Origin of the sequence: Streptomyces sp. HUAS ZL42, from assembly GCF_040782645.1 — a bacterium.
In the GTDB taxonomy this organism is placed as follows: domain Bacteria; phylum Actinomycetota; class Actinomycetes; order Streptomycetales; family Streptomycetaceae; genus Streptomyces.
The window spans coordinates 3,893,378-3,910,829 of record NZ_CP160403.1 but is presented as its reverse complement, the minus strand read 5'-3'; the positions used below and the strand labels follow the sequence as shown (position 1 = coordinate 3,910,829).

The following is a 17,452-nucleotide window of genomic DNA, read 5'->3' as shown; positions in this document are numbered from 1 at the left end:
CGTGCCGGAACGCGGCACAGGACGTGTGTCAGGTCCGGCGCTGGCGGCTGTGCGGGGCCGGGCGCCGATGGGTCCCTTTGGCGGTGTTGGAGGCCGACGCCCGCGCGTTGCAGGCAGTCCGGCGGCGCGGTCGTGCTGATCGGGTCCGGCGCGGGCGGCTGTGCGGGGCCGGGCGGCCTGGAGCTCTCCCGGCGGCGCCGGAGTGCGGCACGGGGCGTTGGCCCCCTTGCCGCACCCGGTCGCCGGCAGGTCGTGTTCCGCAGGCGCGGCTCAAACCGCCGGCTTGCGGGCCAGTACGAAGGCGCGAGGGCGTTTCTCCTCGTCGAGGGGTTCGCGCAGGACGCGGGCCTGGGGATGGAGGCCGGCCTTGGTCAGGTGAGTGGCGACGGTGTCCGGGGTGCGCCAGTAGTAGTCGAGCGAAATGGTGTGGCCGAAACGTTCCGCGAGGTGCAGGTGGCCGTCCTCGTCGCTCTGGAACGACAGCAGGACGTGGCCACCGGGCACGAGGACGCGGTGGAACTCGGCGAAGACCGCCGGCAGGTGATCGTCCGGGACGTGGATGATCGAGTAGAGCGCGAGGATGCCGCCGAGGGTCTCGTCCGGGAGGTCCAGGGAGGTCATCGAGCCGACGTGGAAGCGGAGACCGGGATGCGCGCGGCGGGCCAGTTCGACCATGCGGGGAGACACGTCGACGCCGAAGACCGGGACGCCGAGGGCGTGCAGCCGGGCGGTGACATGGCCGGGGCCGCTGCCCAGGTCGCCGACCGGGGCGGGAGCGTGCTCACGCGCCAGCTCGGCAAAGGCGGTGAGCACGGCCCGGTCCAGGGGAGGTGTGCCGTCCAGGCCCTCCGCCGGGAACTGGGCCGCGTAGTCGCGGGCTATCGCGTCGTACGACGATTGCGTGGTCCGAATGAATGCAGGGTCCTGGGAGCTCACGCTGGCGCACCCTATCGGCGGTGCGGCCGGGCTACCGCCGATTTGGAGATCCCGCGGCCCGGGCAGGCCCGGGCAGGCCCCTGACCCCGTGATTCACCACCCACACCGTGCGGGTCCGTCAGATGGACAGAAGCGCGCGACGCGTGTGGGGCGTGGTATGCGTGGAGCAATGGGTGTGCTGCGCTCGGTCGACGAAGACGGGCGAGTTTACCCATCCGAGTAGATACCCATGCGCCGGGCGGCCAGATTTTCTTCCCCGATCGGGTTGAAGTTTTGTTGATCGATGGGCAGTTGGCAGTCCAGGCGTCCTACCCTTCAGAGGGTGAAGCAATTGATGTCCTCAGAGTCCGAGGTCGATCACCCCGGGGAAGCCCTGCTCCCCGGGACGCTGCCGGAGGCGCTCCGCGCCGAGCTGGTGGCGTTCCGGCGCGACCTGCACATGCACCCGGAGCTCGGCAACCAGGAGTTCCGCACGACCGCCGCGATCAAGGCCCGGCTCGAGAAGGCCGGGCTCCAGCCGCGCGTACTCGCCGTCGGGACCGGGCTCGTATGTGACATCGGTGACCCCGTGGAGGGCGTCGGCAGGCTCGCCCTGCGGGCCGACATCGACGCCCTGCCCATCCCGGACGCGAAGAGCGAGTGCCCGTACCGCTCGACCGTGCCCGACCGCGCGCACGCCTGCGGTCACGACGTGCACACGACCGTCGTGCTCGGGGCCGGGCTCGTGCTGTCCGACCTGCACCGCCAGGGCCTGCTCCCGCGGCCCGTGCGGCTCCTCTTCCAGCCCGCCGAGGAGGTGCTGCCCGGCGGGGCCGCGGACGCCATCGAGTGCGGGGTGCTCGACGGGGTGGACCAGATCATCGCCGTGCACTGCGATCCCCGGGTCGACGTGGGGAAGATCGGGTTGCGGGCCGGTGCCATCACATCGGCGTGCGACCGGCTCGAGATCTCGCTGGACGGTCCCGGCGGGCACACCGCCCGGCCCCATCTGACCACCGACCTCGTCACCGCCGCCGCCCGCGTCGTCACCGACGTGCCCGCGCTGGTCGCACGGCGCGTCGACACCCGCGCCGGGGTCGCCGTGACCTGGGGCCGCATCGAGTCCGGCCATGCGCCCAACGTCATTCCGCAGCACGCGGAGCTGTCCGGGACGGTGCGCTGCCTCGACATCGACGCCTGGCGGCAGGCCCCGGACATCGTGGTCGGGGCCATCGACGACGTCGCCAACCTGCACGGCGCCAAGTCCGAGATCAACTACGTGCGTGGCGTTCCGCCGGTGGTGAACGACCCGGCCGTGACCGAGCTGCTGCGGGAAGCCATGTTCACGCGGCGCGGGACCGACTCCGTCGAGGGCACCGAGCAGAGCCTCGGCGGCGAGGACTTCTCCTGGTACCTCGAGCGGGTACCCGGAGCCATGGCCCGGCTCGGCGTGCGGGCCCTGGGGGAGCGCTCGGTGCGCGATCTGCACCAGGGTGACTTCGACGTCGACGAGTCCGCCATCAAGGTCGGCGTCGAGCTCTTCACCGCGGCCGCGCTGCTGGACGCCACGGACTGACGTGAGAACGGCCCCTTCGGGGGCCGTTGCGCCGTCCGGCGCAACACGGTTGTAAGCCATTCGTGCACGGTTTGAAATCTTCGGCGTGAACGTCACAAGAGCCCGAGTTCAGACGGTGTTTGCCTCGAATCGATAACGGCTTCCCTACGGGTGTTTTTCTGACATCTACGCGCGTTACGATGCCGCGAAGCCGACGCCGCAGGGGCGTCCGGGCCCGAGCACTGGCATGGTGCTCACATGAAGCGCCGACATGGCGCTCAGGTCAGGTGAAGGAGCCTTCCCGTGCGCCGGGTAGCCAAGCTTTCCGCTGCGTGTATCGCGACCGCAGCTCTCGCACTGTCTGCCACAGCCTGTGGCAGCACCTCCTCCGACAACGACACCGCGGCCACCGGCACTGCCGGCAGCGACAAGGGTGTCAAGATCGGTCTCGCCTTCGACGTGGGCGGCCGTGGTGACCGTTCCTTCAACGACTCCGCCGCGCGTGGCGCCGACAAGGCCAAGGCGGAGTTCGGCGGCGAGATCAAGGAGCTGACCGCCAAGACCTCCGACACCGAGGCCGACCGCGAGCAGCGTCTCACCGACCTCGCCGACGCCGGCTACAACCCGATCATCGGTGTCGGCTTCTCCTACGCCACGTCGATGACCAAGGTCGCCGCGAAGTACCCGAAGATCAGCTTCGGCATCGTCGACTCGGTCGTGGACGCCCCGAACGTCAACAGCATCACGTTCACCGAGGAGCAGGGCTCCTACCTTGCCGGCGTCGCCGCGGCACTGAAGACCAAGAAGAACCACGTCGGCTTCATCGGCGGCGTCGACACTCCGCTGATCAAGAAGTTCGAGGCGGGTTACGTCCAGGGCGTCAAGGACACCAACCCGAAGGTCACGGTCGACGTCCAGTACCTGACGCACGGCTCCGACCTCTCCGGCTTCTCCAGCCCCGACAAGGGCAAGGAGGCCGCGTCGGGCATGCTCGACAAGGGCGCCGACGTCATCTACTCGGCGGCCGGCTCCTCCGGCAACGGCTCGATCGAGGCCGTCAGCGGCGTCAAGGGCACCTGGGCCATCGGCGTGGACTCCGACCAGTACAACATCCCGGGTCTGGCCAAGTACAAGAACTCGATCCTGACCTCGATGGTCAAGAACGTCGACGTCGGTGTCTACGACTTCATCAAGTCCGTGCACGACGGCAAGCCGCTGACGGGCCAGAACAACTACTCGCTCGCCAAGGGCGGTGTCTCGCTGGCCACCAGCGGTGGCTTCATCGACGACATCAAGTCCCAGCTGGACACGGCCAAGCAGAAGATCGTCGACGGCTCCATCACGGTCAAGACCACCCCGTGACCTGACGGTTCCCGTCGGACCTCGGCTCGGCGAGAGGCGCTTTCCACGGCCACTCGCCGGGCCATAACAATGTGTCAACTCTACGCGTGTAGCATGGAGTTGCCGCGCTAGCGTCGCCGACGCCTGCCCTCCCCTACGCAGCCCCTTTTCCCCGAGGAGAGTGCGCCATCAACGCGTCCAGCCCTCCCGCTGCCGTCGAACTGCGCGGCATCACCAAGCGTTTCCCAGGTGTCGTGGCCAACAAGGACATCGACATCACCGTCCGCACGGGCACCGTCCACGCCCTGTGCGGTGAGAACGGCGCCGGCAAGTCCACGCTGATGAAGATCCTCTACGGCATGCAGCAGCCGGACGAGGGCACCATCACCGTGAACGGCGAGCGGGTCACCTTCCACAACCCCGCCGACGCCATCGCCCGCGGCATCGGCATGGTGCACCAGCACTTCATGCTCGCCGACAACCTCACCGTCCTCGAGAACGTCGTCCTCGGCGCGGAGAAGCTGTACGGCATCGGCGGCCAGGCCCGAGCGAAGATCAAGGAGCTCTCCGACGCGTACGGGCTGAACGTCCGGCCCGACGTCCTCATGGAGGAGCTCGGCGTCGCCGACCGCCAGCGCGTGGAGATCCTCAAGGTCCTCTACCGCGGCGCCAAGACCCTCATCCTCGACGAGCCCACCGCCGTCCTCGTTCCGCAGGAGGTCGACGCCCTCTTCGACAACCTGCGCGAGCTGAAGGCCGAGGGGCTCACCGTCATCTTCATCTCCCACAAGCTGGGAGAGGTCCTGTCCGTCGCCGACGAGATCACCGTCATCCGGCGCGGCACCACGGTCGGCACCGTCGAGCCCAGGACCACCACCGCCAAGCAGCTCGCCGAGCTGATGGTCGGCAGCGAACTGCCCACCCCGGAAACCGAGGAGTCGACCGTCACGGACGTCCCGCTCCTCAAGGTGGACGGGCTGCACCTCACCCAGACGGACCTCGACGGCGTCGAGCGGGTCATCCTCGACGAGATCTCCTTCACCATCCACAAGGGTGAAGTCCTCGGCATCGCCGGTGTGGAGGGCAACGGCCAGTCCGAACTGGTCGAGGCGATCATGGGCATCCGCGATCCCGACGTCGGCGTCATCACGCTCGACGGCACCGACATCTCCCACGCCCCCACCCGGCGGCGCCGCGAGGCCGGCGTCGGCTACATCCCCGAGGACCGCCACCGCCACGGCCTGCTCCTCGAGGCGCCGCTGTGGGAGAACCGCATCCTCGGCCATGTCACCGAGCGGCCCAACTCGCGCGGCGGGATGATCGACATCAAGGCGGCCCGCGCCGACACCGCACGCATCATCAGCGCCTACGACGTCCGCACGCCCGGCATCGAGGTGACCGCCGCCTCGCTGTCCGGAGGCAACCAGCAGAAGCTGATCGTCGGCCGCGAGATGAGCCACGCACCCAAGCTCCTCATCGCCGCCCACCCCACCCGCGGTGTGGACGTCGGTGCGCAGGCCGCGATCTGGGACCACATCCGCGAGGCGCGCCGCGAGGGCATGGCCGTACTGCTGGTCTCCGCCGACCTGGACGAGCTCATCGGGCTCTCCGACACCCTGCGGGTGATGTACCGCGGCCGTCTGGTCGCCGACGCCGACCCCGCCACGATCACCCCCGAGGAGCTGGGCTCCGCCATGACGGGTGCGGCCACCGGCCACCTGGAGCACGCAGAGGACGACGACCGATGAAGAAGTTCACCCAACGCATGGACAAGGAGCGGCTGCTCCTCGGGATCGCGGCACCGCTGCTCGCGCTCGTCGCCGCGCTCGTCGTCACCACCTTGGTGATCCTCGCCACCGGCAAGAACCCGGGCGCCGCGTTCAGCGACATGGTGACCTACGGCTCCGCCAGCGACAGTCAGGTCTACATCCTCAACAAGGCGACCACGTACTACCTCGCGGGCGTCGCGGTGGCCATCGGCTTCCGCATGAACCTGTTCAACATCGGCGTCGACGGCCAGTACCGGCTCGCCGCGTTCTTCGCGGCGGTGCTCGGCGGCGCGCTGACCCTGCCGGGCTTCATCTCGGTCCCGCTGATCATCCTCTGCGCGATGGGCGTGGGCGCCCTCTGGGCGGGTATCGCCGGCATTCTCAAGGTGACCCGGGGCGTCAGCGAGGTCATCTCGACGATCATGCTGAACTCCATCGCCACCGCGATCATCGCCTACCTCCTCCAGCCCGGGAAGCTCGCCGAGCTCCAGGCCGGCGGCACCGTGGTGTCGACCACGCCGCTGCCGGAGGACTCGTGGTTCTTCACCATCGACACGGGCGCGTCGGGCATGCTCTGGGGCTTCATCGTGATCGCCGTGGTCGTCGGTGTGGCGTACTGGTTCGTGCTCGGCCGCACCCGCTTCGGGTTCGACCTGCGCACCGTCGGCCAGTCCGAGTCCGCCGCCACGGCGAGCGGTGTCAGCGTCAAGCGCATGATCGCCACCAGCATGATCATCTCGGGTGCCGTGGCCGGTCTGATCGGCATGCCGACGCTCCTCAACGACAGCCACCAGTTCAGCAACGACTTCCCCTCGGGCATCGGCTTCACCGGCATCGCCATCGCGCTGCTCGGCCGCAACCACCCGATCGGCATCGCGCTCGGCGCGCTGCTCTGGGGCTTCCTGGAGCGCACCACCAACCACCTCGAGTTCGAGGGCTACGACAAGGAGATCCTCGGCGTCATCCAGGGCGTCATCGTCCTGTGCGTCGTCATCGCCTACGAGGTCGTACGCCGCTACGGCCTCAAGCGCCAGCAGCAGCGGGTCGGCGCCGAGCTCGCCGCCCAGGCCGCCGCCCCGACCAAGAAGCAGGAGGTGGCGTGATGACTGCCACGATGACAGACACGCCGCCGCCCGCGGCACCCAAGGCGGACACCGGACGCACCCGGTCGGGCCGCTCGCTCGGCCAGATCCTCATGATCGTCGCGGGTGCCCTGATCCTCGTGTCCGCGGTCCGCGTCATCACCGGCGCCGACCAGCTCACCGCCGACGGACAGGTCTCCGCGGCACTCAGCCTCGCCGTGCCCATCGCGCTCGCCGGTCTCGCCGGCCTGTGGTCCGAGCGGTCCGGCGTGGTCAACATCGGCCTCGAGGGCATGATGATCCTCGGCACCTTCGGCGCCGGCTGGATCGGCTGGCAGTCCAGCCCCTGGCTCGGCCTGCTGTGCGGCATCGGCTTCGGTGTCCTCGGCGGCCTGGTGCACGCCGTCGCCACCATCACCTTCGGCGTCGACCACATCGTCTCCGGTGTCGCCGTCAACCTGCTCGCGCTCGGCATCACCCAGTACCTCGCCAAGCTCTTCTTCTCGGAGGGCGAGGCCGCGGACGCGGGCGGCAACCCCAAGCAGTCCCCGCCCGCCGACTCGCTGCCCCACGTCGACGTGCCCGGTCTCTCCGACGGCCTCCAGTCCGTCGAGAACCACCACTGGTTCCTGATCTCCGACCTCGCGGGCATCCTCGGCGGACTGGTCACCAACCTGTCCGTGGTGACGATCCTGGCCGTGCTGCTGTTCGTCGGCAGCTGGTGGCTGCTGTGGCGCACCCCGTTCGGTCTGCGGCTGCGCTCCTGCGGTGAGAACCCGATCGCCGCGGAGTCCCTCGGCGTCAACGTCTACAAGTACAAGTACGCGGCCGTGGCCGTCTCCGGCGGTCTCGCCGGACTCGGCGGCGCCTTCCTCGCGCTGGTCACCTCGCACATCTACCTTGAGGGCCAGACCGGAGGCCGCGGCTACATCGGTCTCGCGGCCATGATCTTCGGCAACTGGCGACCCGGTGGACTGGCGATGGGCGCCGGCCTGTTCGGCTACTCGGACGCGCTGCAGCTGCGCAGCGGCGGCGAGACCGTGCACGCGCTGCTGCTCGTGCTGGTCGTCCTGCTCGCCCTGCTCGCGGGCTGGAAGCTGTACCGCAAGGCGCACTGGCAGGGCGGGATCGCCCTCTTCGTCGCCGCGCTCGTCCTGCTCTGGTACCTGTTCACCGACGAGGTGCCGAACGACTTCGTCGGCGCCACGCCGTACGTCGTCACCCTGCTCGTGCTGTCGCTGTCCGCGCAGCGCCTCAGGATGCCCAAGGCCGACGGCATGCGGTACCGGAAGGGACAGGGCAAGTGACCCCCGTCGACTGGGAGAAGCTGCGTGCGGTGGCCCGGGACGCCATGTCCCGGGCGTACGCCCCGTACTCCGGCTACCCGGTCGGCGTGGCGGCCCTCGTCGACGACGGGCGTTTCGTGTCGGGCTGCAACGTGGAGAACGCCTCCTACGGCCTCGGCCTGTGCGCCGAGTGCGGCCTGGTCTCGGAGCTGCAGAACACCGGCGGCGGCCGGCTCACGCACTTCACGTGCGTGGACGGCAGGGGCGAGATCCTCGTACCGTGCGGCCGGTGCAGGCAGCTGCTGTACGAGTTCGGGGGCCCCGACCTGCTCCTGGAGACCCCCGAGGGGATCCTGCCGCTGTCGGAGATGCTGCCCCAGGCCTTCGGCCCCGGCCATCTCGGCCAGTAACCCCATGCGGCCCCTCCGAGCCTGTCAGGTGCTCGGAGGGGCCGTGCTCTTCGCACTACCCGGCAACACCGGAAGGAAAGCCATGGCCATGGACGCCATCTCCGTCATCCGCACCAAGCGGGACCGCGGTGAGCTCAGTGACGAGCAGATCGACTGGGTCATCGACGCGTACACCCGCGGCGAGGTCGCCGACGAGCAGATGTCGGCCCTCGCCATGGCCATCCTGCTCAACGGCATGAACCGCCGTGAGATCGCCCGCTGGACCGCCGCCATGATCGCCTCGGGCGAGCGCATGGACTTCTCGTCCCTGTCCCGGCCGACGGCGGACAAGCACTCCACGGGTGGCGTGGGCGACAAGATCACGCTGCCGCTGGCCCCCCTGGTGGCGGCCTGCGGGGCCGCGGTCCCGCAGCTGTCCGGCCGCGGCCTCGGACACACGGGCGGCACGCTGGACAAGCTGGAGTCGATCCCCGGCTGGCGGGCCCTGCTCTCGAACGAGGAGATGCTGCACGTCCTGGACACCACGGGCGCGGTGATCTGCGCGGCGGGCGACGGCCTGGCACCGGCGGACAAGAAGCTGTACGCGCTGCGGGATGTGACCGGCACGGTAGAGGCCATCCCGCTCATCGCCTCCTCGATCATGTCGAAGAAGATCGCCGAGGGCACGGGCTCCCTGGTCCTGGACGTGAAGGTGGGCACGGGAGCCTTCATGAAGACGATCGAGGACGCGCGCGAACTGGCGTCCACGATGGTGGGCCTCGGCACCGACCACGGCGTGAAGACGGTCGCGCTCCTGACGGACATGTCGACCCCGCTGGGCCTGACGGCGGGCAACGCGCTGGAGGTCCGCGAGTCGGTGGAGGTCCTGGCGGGCGGCGGTCCGGCGGACGTCGTGGAGCTGACCCTGGCCCTGGCCCGCGAAATGCTGGACGCCGCCGGGGTGAAGGACGCCGACCCGGCGAAGGCCCTGGCCGACGGTTCGGCGATGGACGTCTGGCGCCGCATGATCGCGGCCCAGGGTGGCGACCCGGACGCACCGCTGCCCACGTCGCGTGAGCAGCACGTGGTGAAGGCCCCGTTTTCGGGCGTCCTGACCCGCCTGGACGCCTACGACATCGGCATCGCGGCATGGCGCCTGGGCGCGGGGCGCGCCCGCAAGGAGGACCCGGTGCAGGCGGCGGCGGGCGTGGAACTCCACGCCAAGCCGGGAGACACCGTGACCGAGGGCCGGCCCCTGCTCACCCTCCACACGGACACCCCGGAACGCTTCGAGTACGCGCTGCAGGCCGTGGACGGGTCGTACGACATCGGGGCGGCGGGGACGGAGTTCCAGGCGTCGCCGGTTGTCCTGGAACGCATCGCGTGACCTGCGCGTTTCTCGAAACGCCCGACCCTCCCGGGGCGGTACGGGTGCGGACGCGATGAGTTAGGGCCGTCGGCCCGGTCTACCGCTCGTGGACGCCATGACACCCGGAGTGCTCGTGCTGACCGGCCCCGTCACCAGGAACGAGGTGGCGGGGCTCTGCGACGACGTCCGTGCGCTGCTGGAGGCCACCGGTGCCGGAGCGGTCGTCTGCGATGTCGCCGGGCTGGGGCCGCCGGGGCTCGGCGCCGTCGAACTGCTGGCACGGCTGGAACTGGCGGCACGCCGGTCCGGGGGCCGGATCCGGCTGCGCGACCCGTCTCCCGCGCTACACGCCCTCCTCGACCTGGTCGGTCTCCGCCTCGAGTCGGAGGGGCAGCCCGAACAGCGGGAACCATCTCTGGGTGTCGAGGAAGAAGTGGAACCCGGTGAGGCGGCCGTCTGAGATCTCCAGCACCTGGATCGCCCAGGGAGCGAAGCCGCCCTTCTCCGGGTCCGGCTTGTACTGCGCGAAGCCCGGCAGGCCGTTCACCTGCACCGGCAGCAGGCGCGAGCCGGCGCAGGCGGAACCCAGCGTCGTCATGAAGCCCGTGATGTCGTCGTGGCCGGTCAGCCACAGGTCGAACGGCGGCATGGTCATCACGGCGTCCTCGTGCAGCAACGCCGTCAGTGCCGTCATGTCGTACCCCTCGAACGCGGCCACGTAGCGCTCCAGGAGCTTCTGCTGCTCCTCGTCCAGCGGATCGGAGACCGCGGCTCGGGCCGCATCCCCGTCCCGCTCGGCGAGGGTCGCGCGCGCCCGCTGCAGTGCGCTGTTGACCGACGCGACCGAGGTGCCGAGCAGCTCGGCGACCTCGCTCGCCTTCCACGCCAGGACCTCACGCAGGACCAGCACCGCCCGCTGCTTGGGCGGGAGCTGCTGCAGCGCGGCCATGAAGGCGAGGCGGACGGACTCCTTGGCGACGGCCGCCTCGGCAGGATCGTCGGTGGTGGGCAGGATGCGCGCGTCCGGCATCGGCTCCAGCCAGGTGTTGTCCGGGCGGGGGGAGAGGGCGGCCTGGGCGAGCGGGGTGGACTCGGAGAGGTCCATGGGACGGGCGCGCTTGTTTCCCGCGGTCAGCATGTCCAGGCACACGTTCGTCGCGATGCGGTAGAGCCAGGAGCGGAGGCTGGAGCGGCCCTCGAACTTGTCGTAGCTCCGCCAGGCGCGGACCATCGTGTCCTGCACCGCGTCCTCGGCCTCGAAGGAGGAGCCGAGCATGCGATAGCAGTAGCCGGTCAGCTCGACCCGGTGTTTCTCCAGCCGGATGTCGAGGTCTGTCGGTGGAGCCGTGCTGTTGCTCATCGTCCACCCACCCCTGTGGCCGTTTCCTGTGCACCTCGGAAGCTACCGCAGCCCACTGACAATGGCCCCTCGAGCGGAAGAAGGTGCAGCTCAGACGGGGCGCCGCCGAGGGGGCTCCGCCCCCTGGACGTCCGGCGTTCGAGGACGGGGGCCACCTTCTGTCCCACCGAGTCGGGTGGCGGGTGGGCGAAGGCCGGCGGGGCCGAAGGGGCTGAACCCCTGGGACGGGACGCGGGCCGCAGGCTCAGTGCACCGGTACCGGCCCCCGCCGCGCAGCGACCCGTGCCGCCCGCGACCCCGACACCGTGATCGTCACGACCCCCAGCACCGCCAGCACCCCGACCCCCACCGTCCCGGCCCAGCCCGCCGCGTGGAACGCCATCGCCCCCGCCGTACTGCCCGCGCTGGAACCGATGTAGTACGCCGACTGGTACAGCGCCGACGCCTGCGCACGCCCGCTCGTCGCCGCCTTGCTGACCGCCGACGACGCCACCGCGTGGCCCGCGAAGAAACCGGCCGTGATCAGGACCAGGCCCAGCAGGACCAGTGCCAGCGAGCCGGCCAGGGAGAGCAGCAGGCCCGCCGCCGTCGTGCCGCCGGCCAGGTACAGCGCGCCGCGTCGGCCCAGCCGGCCGACCAGCCTGCCCGCCGTCGACGCCGACACCGTGCCCACCAGGTACACCAGGAAGATCGAGCCGACGATGCCCTGGGGCAGCGAGAACGGTGCCTCCGTCAGGCGGTACCCGATCACGGTGTACACACCGCCGAACACCGTCATGAACAGGGCGCCGATGGCGTACAGACGGCGCAGCAGCGGATCGGCGAGATGGTCGCGGACCGTGCGGGCCAGGACGAGCGGGCGCAGCGAGCCCGCCCTGAAGTGCCGGGGCGCCGGCAGCAGCACCCGGAAGGCCACCGCGCACGCCACCGCGATCGCGCCGATCACCCCGAGGGCCACCCGCCAGCCCCACTCCTGCGCGACCCATCCCGTGATGACCCGGCCGCTCATCCCGCCGACGCTGTTGCCCGCCACGAACAGGCCGATCGCCGTGACCAGGGCTCGCGGCCGGACCTCCTCCGCGAGGTACGCCGTCGCGGAGGCCGGCAGACCGGCCAGAGCCGCGCCCTGCAGCGCCCGCAGCACGACCAGGGCGGTCAGCGAGGGAGCGAACGGGACCAGCAGACTCAGCGCCACCGCGATCACGAGCGACGCCGTCATGACCGTACGGCGGCCGTACCGCTCCGACAGCGCGCTCATCGGCAGGACGAACAGTGCCAGCCCACCCGTCGCGGCCGCCACGGTCCAGCTCGCCTCGCTCGCCGCGACCCCGAACTCACCGGAGATCAGCGGCAGCAGCGCCTGCGTGGAGTACAGGAGGGCGAAGGTCGCGACACCCGCGAGGAACAACGCGAAGCTCATCCGGCGGTAGCCGGGGCCACCCGGGGTCATACGGGAGTCGGAGGGGGAGACGGACGGTGCGGCGCCCACGATCGTGGACGCCCCGGTACTGGCGGGAGTCATGCCTCGAAGCTACGTACGCCCCGGCTCATCCGTCCAATGCACGGAATCGTCATAATCGTTCCCGTGATGCATCAACAGAGGTCATCGGCTCGGATGTCACCGTCCAGTGACACAGAAGACATCGTCATGTTGCTCGCCCCGCGCCTCGCCCACTTCGCCGGCGTCGCCCGCACCGAGCACGTCACCCGCGCCGCGCAGGAGATGAACGTCCCGCAGTCCACCCTCTCCCGCGCCATGGTCCGCCTCGAAGCGGACCTCGGCGTCGACCTGTTCGCCCGCCACGGCCGTACGGTCTCCCTGACACCCGCCGGCCGCACCTTCCTCACCTCCGTCGAGCGCGCCCTCGCCGAGATGGAGCGCGCCGCCGACGAGGTGCGCGCCGACGCCGACCCGGCCACCGGAAAGGTCGCGTTCGGCTTCCTGCACACCATGGGCGCCGAGACGGTCCCCGGCCTCCTCCAGGCCTTCCGTGCCGACCACCCCCGCGTCCGCTTCAGCCTCGTCCAGGACGCCGGCGAGGCGATGCTCGAGCGGCTGCGGGCGGGCGAGCTGGACCTGTGCCTGACCTCCCCGGTCCCGGACGCCCCCGACCTCGTCGCCCGCCGCCTCGACGAGCAGAAGCTGCGCCTCGTCGTACCCGCCGACCATCGCCTCGCCGCCCGCAGGCGCGTCCGCCTCGCGGAGGCCGCCGAAGAGACGTTCGTGACTCTGGAGCCCGGCTACGGCATGCGCCGCATCACCGACCACCTGTGCAGGGAGGCGGGCTTCAAGCCGCGCATCGCCTTCGAGGGCGAGGAGGCGGAGACGCTGCGGGGCCTGGTCGCGGCAGGCCTGGGCGTCGCCCTCCTGCCCCCGCCCGCCGTACCCCGCCCCGGGGTGGTGGAACTGACGGTCACAGCCCCAAGAGCGGCCCGAGAAATCGGCGTGGCCTGGCTGACAGGCCACCCGGACACACCCCCGGTGGCAGCCTTCAAGAAGTTCCTGCTTTCAAGAAAGGGGAGCTTGCTCACCTGAGGGGGCGCGGCACCTCAACCCCCCCGAACAGACCGTCCCAAGGACTTGCCGAACCCCGCGGCCAACGGCATCCGCAACCCCAAGGGAGGCGGAGCCGCCATCGCATCCTCCAACGGACGTGAAATCACCCGGCCGAACAGCGCCCCCATGACGAAGTCCTCGGCCAACGCGAGGACTTCATCCCGGTACTGCTGCAACCCGTGTCCGTCCGCATGCACTTCGAACCGGCACACGTCCCGGTTCGCCTTCTTCGCCCGAGCGGCCAGCCGGAACGACAACTCGGGATCGGTCCGCTCGTCATTCGTGCCGTGCACGATCAACACCCGCCGCCCCACAAGCTGCTTCACCGGTTCGGGCGACGCGGCCACATCCTCCTCCGGCAGCCAAGGAGCGAGCGCGAGTACGGAGTTGACGGCCTCGTGCCCACCGGCGTGCAGCGCGGCCCGGCCGCCCATGCCGGGTCCGGCGAGACAGACCGGGACGTCCCCGTAGCGTCGTACGGCCTCGTCGGCAGCCCACAGTGCGTCGCTCGCCAGGTTCGCGTCGGTGCCGTTCCATCCGCGGTAGCGGTAGTGCACGACATGCGTGGCCAGGCCCTTGTCGTGTCCCGCGCGCGTGAGGCGGCGGCCGAGCGCTCGTACGGAGGCGGCGGAGAGCATGGGGGAGGGCCTGCGGTGGGAGACCTCGTCGCCGCCCGGGAGCAGCAGCACCACCCCGCTCACCGCCGTCGGCTCCGGGCCGAGCGCCCTGCCCAGCCGGGCCGTTCGGACCGGCGTCGCTTGCTGTGCCATGACAGAACAGTGTCAGAAGTGGGCCGTACGCGACCCGTCCGTGCGGTCACCGTTACGTATCGACCGATTCGTACAACGGGTGATCTACGCGCGTAGGAGTTAGAGTGCGGAAATGACGAGCCAGAGCATCCAGACGGGCAGCACCCCGAGCTCGGACCAGATCCGCCGGGCGCCCAAGGTTCTGCTGCACGACCACCTCGACGGCGGGCTGCGCCCCGGCACGATCGTCGAACTCGCCCGGGAAACCGGGTACTCCCACCTGCCCGAAACGGACCCCGACAAGCTCGGCGTCTGGTTCCGGGAGGCCGCCGACTCCGGCTCCCTGGAGCGGTATCTGGAGACCTTCTCCCACACCGTCGGCGTCATGCAGACGCGCGACGCGCTCGTGCGGGTCGCCACCGAGTGCGCCGAGGACCTCGCCGAGGACGGCGTCGTCTACGCCGAGGTGCGGTACGCGCCCGAGCAGCACCTCGAGGGCGGACTGACCCTGGAAGAGGTCGTCGAGGCCGTCAACGAGGGCTTCCGGGAAGGGGAGCGGCGGGCGAGGGCGAACGGCCACCGCATCCGCGTCGGCGCCCTGCTCACCGCCATGCGCCACGCCGCCCGCGCCCTGGAGATCGCCGAACTCGCCAACCGGTACCGGGACCTGGGCGTCGTGGGCTTCGACATCGCCGGCGCCGAGGCCGGCTACCCGCCCACCCGGCACCTGGACGCCTTCGAGTACCTCAAGCGCGAGAACAACCACTTCACCATCCACGCCGGCGAAGCGTTCGGCCTGCCGTCCATCTGGCAGGCCCTGCAGTGGTGCGGCGCCGACCGGCTCGGACACGGGGTGCGCATCATCGACGACATCCAGGTGCACGCCGACGGCTCGGTCAAGCTCGGGCGGCTCGCCTCCTACGTCCGCGACAAGCGCATCCCCCTCGAGATGTGCCCCAGCTCCAACCTCCAGACCGGGGCGGCGGCGTCGTACGCCGAGCATCCGATCGGCCTGCTGCGGCGCCTGCACTTCCGCGCCACCGTCAACACGGACAACCGCCTGATGTCGGGCACGAGCATGAGCCGGGAATTCGAGCACCTGGTCGGCGCATTCGGTTACACGCTCGACGACATGCAGTGGTTCTCCGTCAATGCGATGAAATCAGCGTTCATTCCTTTCGATGAACGACTGGCGATGATCAATGACGTCATCAAGCCCGGATATGCAGAGCTGAAGGCCGAATGGCTGTTCCAGCAGACCGCTTCGACCAGCGGTTCCGAGGAATCGGCGGGCTGATCCGGGGGTATCCGGGGGCACGGAATGCGGACGGGTATTCACAATCCGTCCGCATTTCGATGTTTGCGGCGGGCCGGTTCGCGTGTTTACGGTCGTGGACCGCTCGGTTCCCGTCATCCATTTCGAGGACGCATTTCATGAAGCAGTCTGCCGCCAAGACCCTCGGTGTCGCCGCTCTCGGTGCCGCCTTCGCCGCCGCCGGCGCGGGCGCCGCGAACGCCGCCCCGGCCGTCCCCGACGCATCCCAGGCACTGGACACCGTCACCCGGACGCTGCCGGCGGAGAACGTCTCCAAGGCGCTGCCGGGTGCCGACCAGGCGCTGACTCAGGGACAGAACGCGGCCGGCGCGAGCCTCGCCGCCGCGCAGCCGGTCGCCGGGGAACTGCTCGCCGACGGCCCCGCCAAGCCGGTCTCCGGGCTGCTGGGCGGTCTGCCGGTGCACGGGGTGCCCGCGCACGGCGTCCCCGCGCCCGGTCTCGTGCACACGCTCCCGGTCCAGGACGACGTGCCCACCCCGGGTCTGGTGCACACCCTCCCCGTGCACGACGACGTGAACGCCCCCGGTCTGGTGCACACCCTCCCCGTGCACGACGACGTGAACGCCCCGGGTCTGGTGCACACGCTCCCGGTGAGCTGAACCCCTGAGCGCGTCGGCGGGGCGCACCTCCATGTCCGGAGGTGCGCCCCGCCGGCGTTCGTACGGCGGTGACTCACCAGGCCGTCCGCGCCTTGTCCTCCGAGGGAAGCAGGATCCACAGCGCTATGTAGAGCAGGAACTGCGGGCCCGGAAGCAGGCAGGACAGCAGGAAGATCACTCGCATCGTCGTCGCGGAGGTACCGAAGCGCCGTGCCAGCGCTGCGCAGACTCCGCCGATCATGCGGCCGTCGGTGGGGCGGGCGAGGGCGGTCATGTCATTTCTCCCGTGTGTGTTGGATGGCTCGGTCGCCTACGGGCGCCTTCTGCCGGTGTCGAGGCGCCGATCGTGCTCAGCCCTTCGGGCCTCCGCGCTCCCCCACTCTCGGCTTCGCTCGAGCGGGAGGTGCCCCCATGCCGCCTCGACACCGGCGCGCCCTTCGGCTCCCTCGCGGCCGGCGTGTTGGGAATCGTGCTCTTGCACGGCCCTCGCCGTCGGTTGGTGTGGACTGGTTGGTTGCCCATCTGCCAACCACGGTACTCAGCCGAAACAGGCAAAGCGTCGCTCTACGGTGCGATCCCGACCCTGGGAATCGTCGGGGTCCGTCCCTGAGAGGTCTCCTCCTGGCGGACAGCCGATCGGTTGCGGCGCTCGGTCCTGCGGCGGAGCCAGGAGCGGGCGGCGGGGACGACGGCGATGTGCGCCAGCGCCACGCCCACGGTGTTCAGAAGCACCGAGTCGACGTCCGGGACCCGGCCGGGCACGCCGGTCTGCAGCAGGGCGATGGCCAGGGAGAGCAGGGCGCCGGCGGTCACCGTACGGACCAGGGACGCGAGGGGTGAGACGGAGACCCGGCCGTGGGCGGTCGGGAGCAGGACGCCGAGGGGAGCGAGGAGGCCGAGCCCCTCGCCGATGCGCCGAACCGCCTCCGGCCCGCCCAGCGCCAGATCGGCCCGGATGCCGGCGAACGGGCGGAGGTTGGCGGGTGCCACCCAGGGGACGTCCAGGGGCCGCAGCGCGAACCAGGCGACGAACGCGAGGTGTGCGACGAGGAGGACACCCCCTGTCACACGTATGCGGATCGCGGCGCTGCCGCCGATGGAGCCTTGACGCTGCACGCCCCCCTAGACGCGACCGTCGGCACGAT

The 17,452-nt window shown here is 70.4% G+C and carries 16 protein-coding genes and 1 pseudogene; 11 read left to right on the top strand and 6 right to left on the bottom strand.

The window, feature by feature from the left end; translation table 11 throughout:
- Nucleotides 1-270: 270 nt before the first annotated feature.
- On the bottom strand, nt 271-936 hold the full coding sequence (locus tag ABZO29_RS17755; RefSeq protein ID WP_367321179.1) for a class I SAM-dependent methyltransferase: 666 nt from the start codon (nt 934-936) through the stop codon (nt 271-273).
- Nucleotides 937-1,270: 334 nt separating this feature from the next.
- On the opposite strand from ABZO29_RS17755, the gene ABZO29_RS17750 reads away from it, so the two are divergent.
- From ABZO29_RS17750 to ABZO29_RS17715, 8 genes are all read left to right on the top strand, one after another.
- Nucleotides 1,271-2,491, top strand: a complete 1,221-nt coding sequence (locus tag ABZO29_RS17750) for a M20 family metallopeptidase (protein ID WP_367321178.1) — start codon at nt 1,271-1,273, stop codon at nt 2,489-2,491.
- Between the two features lie 282 nt (nt 2,492-2,773).
- Complete coding sequence (locus ABZO29_RS17745; RefSeq protein WP_367321177.1) at nt 2,774-3,832, top strand: BMP family protein; 1,059 nt, start codon at nt 2,774-2,776, stop codon at nt 3,830-3,832.
- A gap of 233 nt (nt 3,833-4,065) precedes the next feature.
- Complete coding sequence (locus tag ABZO29_RS17740; RefSeq protein ID WP_367321176.1) at nt 4,066-5,559, top strand: ABC transporter ATP-binding protein; 1,494 nt, start codon at nt 4,066-4,068, stop codon at nt 5,557-5,559.
- On the top strand, nt 5,556-6,683 hold the full coding sequence (locus ABZO29_RS17735; protein ID WP_367321175.1) for an ABC transporter permease: 1,128 nt from the start codon (nt 5,556-5,558) through the stop codon (nt 6,681-6,683). Before ABZO29_RS17740 ends, ABZO29_RS17735 begins: the two co-directional genes overlap by 4 nt.
- Nucleotides 6,683-7,969 (top strand): ABC transporter permease, encoded by a 1,287-nt coding sequence (locus ABZO29_RS17730; protein ID WP_367321174.1) that lies wholly within the window; start codon nt 6,683-6,685, stop codon nt 7,967-7,969. Before ABZO29_RS17735 ends, ABZO29_RS17730 begins: the two co-directional genes overlap by 1 nt.
- Nucleotides 7,966-8,358, top strand: coding sequence for a cytidine deaminase (locus ABZO29_RS17725; RefSeq protein WP_367321173.1), 393 nt, complete (start codon nt 7,966-7,968; stop codon nt 8,356-8,358). The genes ABZO29_RS17730 and ABZO29_RS17725 overlap by 4 nt, the downstream gene beginning before the upstream one ends.
- A gap of 82 nt (nt 8,359-8,440) precedes the next feature.
- Entirely contained in the window at nt 8,441-9,724 is a 1,284-nt protein-coding gene (locus tag ABZO29_RS17720) for a thymidine phosphorylase (RefSeq protein ID WP_367321172.1), read from the top strand.
- A 97-nt stretch (nt 9,725-9,821) separates the two neighbouring features.
- On the top strand, nt 9,822-10,166 hold the full coding sequence (locus ABZO29_RS17715) for an STAS domain-containing protein (protein WP_367321171.1): 345 nt from the start codon (nt 9,822-9,824) through the stop codon (nt 10,164-10,166).
- Here the strand turns inward: ABZO29_RS17715 and ABZO29_RS17710 are convergent.
- Together ABZO29_RS17710 and ABZO29_RS17705 are read right to left on the bottom strand one after the other, a co-directional pair.
- Nucleotides 10,050-11,066: a sigma-70 family RNA polymerase sigma factor gene (locus tag ABZO29_RS17710; protein WP_367321170.1), complete on the bottom strand. Its 1,017-nt coding sequence runs from the start codon at nt 11,064-11,066 to the stop codon at nt 10,050-10,052. The genes ABZO29_RS17715 and ABZO29_RS17710 overlap by 117 nt on opposite strands.
- A gap of 244 nt (nt 11,067-11,310) precedes the next feature.
- On the bottom strand, nt 11,311-12,588 hold the full coding sequence (locus ABZO29_RS17705) for an MFS transporter (protein ID WP_367321169.1): 1,278 nt from the start codon (nt 12,586-12,588) through the stop codon (nt 11,311-11,313).
- Between the two features lie 63 nt (nt 12,589-12,651).
- Between ABZO29_RS17705 and ABZO29_RS17700 the strand changes: the two genes are divergently transcribed.
- Nucleotides 12,652-13,602: a LysR substrate-binding domain-containing protein gene (locus tag ABZO29_RS17700; protein ID WP_367321168.1), complete on the top strand. Its 951-nt coding sequence runs from the start codon at nt 12,652-12,654 to the stop codon at nt 13,600-13,602.
- Nucleotides 13,603-13,616: 14 nt separating this feature from the next.
- Here ABZO29_RS17700 and ABZO29_RS17695 read toward each other — a convergent pair whose 3' ends face one another.
- Nucleotides 13,617-14,393: an alpha/beta hydrolase gene (locus ABZO29_RS17695; protein ID WP_367321167.1), complete on the bottom strand. Its 777-nt coding sequence runs from the start codon at nt 14,391-14,393 to the stop codon at nt 13,617-13,619.
- A gap of 112 nt (nt 14,394-14,505) precedes the next feature.
- On the opposite strand from ABZO29_RS17695, the gene ABZO29_RS17690 reads away from it, so the two are divergent.
- Nucleotides 14,506-15,669, top strand: coding sequence for an adenosine deaminase (locus tag ABZO29_RS17690; RefSeq protein WP_367321166.1), 1,164 nt, complete (start codon nt 14,506-14,508; stop codon nt 15,667-15,669).
- A gap of 137 nt (nt 15,670-15,806) precedes the next feature.
- A pseudogene (locus ABZO29_RS17685) lies at nt 15,807-16,121 on the top strand (ATP-binding protein); the annotation flags it as partial.
- 259 nt (nt 16,122-16,380) lie between these two features.
- Here the strand turns inward: ABZO29_RS17685 and ABZO29_RS17680 are convergent.
- On the bottom strand, nt 16,381-16,581 hold the full coding sequence (locus tag ABZO29_RS17680; RefSeq protein WP_367321165.1) for a PspC domain-containing protein: 201 nt from the start codon (nt 16,579-16,581) through the stop codon (nt 16,381-16,383).
- 290 nt (nt 16,582-16,871) lie between these two features.
- Nucleotides 16,872-17,423, bottom strand: a complete 552-nt coding sequence (locus ABZO29_RS17675) for a VanZ family protein (protein ID WP_367321164.1) — start codon at nt 17,421-17,423, stop codon at nt 16,872-16,874.
- Between the last annotated feature and the right edge of the window lie 29 nt (nt 17,424-17,452).

Coding starts and splice junctions, on each gene's coding strand:
- ABZO29_RS17750 (WP_367321178.1), top strand. CDS start 1,271: ATGTCCTCAGAGTCCGAGGTCGATCACCCCGGGGAAGCCCTGCTCCCC.
- ABZO29_RS17735 (WP_367321175.1), top strand. CDS start 5,556: ATGAAGAAGTTCACCCAACGCATGGACAAGGAGCGGCTGCTCCTCGGG.
- ABZO29_RS17730 (WP_367321174.1), top strand. CDS start 6,683: ATGACTGCCACGATGACAGACACGCCGCCGCCCGCGGCACCCAAGGCG.
- ABZO29_RS17720 (WP_367321172.1), top strand. CDS start 8,441: ATGGCCATGGACGCCATCTCCGTCATCCGCACCAAGCGGGACCGCGGT.
- ABZO29_RS17715 (WP_367321171.1), top strand. CDS start 9,822: ATGACACCCGGAGTGCTCGTGCTGACCGGCCCCGTCACCAGGAACGAG.
- ABZO29_RS17710 (WP_367321170.1), bottom strand. CDS start 11,066: ATGAGCAACAGCACGGCTCCACCGACAGACCTCGACATCCGGCTGGAG.
- ABZO29_RS17705 (WP_367321169.1), bottom strand. CDS start 12,588: ATGACTCCCGCCAGTACCGGGGCGTCCACGATCGTGGGCGCCGCACCG.
- ABZO29_RS17695 (WP_367321167.1), bottom strand. CDS start 14,393: ATGGCACAGCAAGCGACGCCGGTCCGAACGGCCCGGCTGGGCAGGGCG.
- ABZO29_RS17690 (WP_367321166.1), top strand. CDS start 14,506: ATGACGAGCCAGAGCATCCAGACGGGCAGCACCCCGAGCTCGGACCAG.
- ABZO29_RS17680 (WP_367321165.1), bottom strand. CDS start 16,581: ATGACCGCCCTCGCCCGCCCCACCGACGGCCGCATGATCGGCGGAGTC.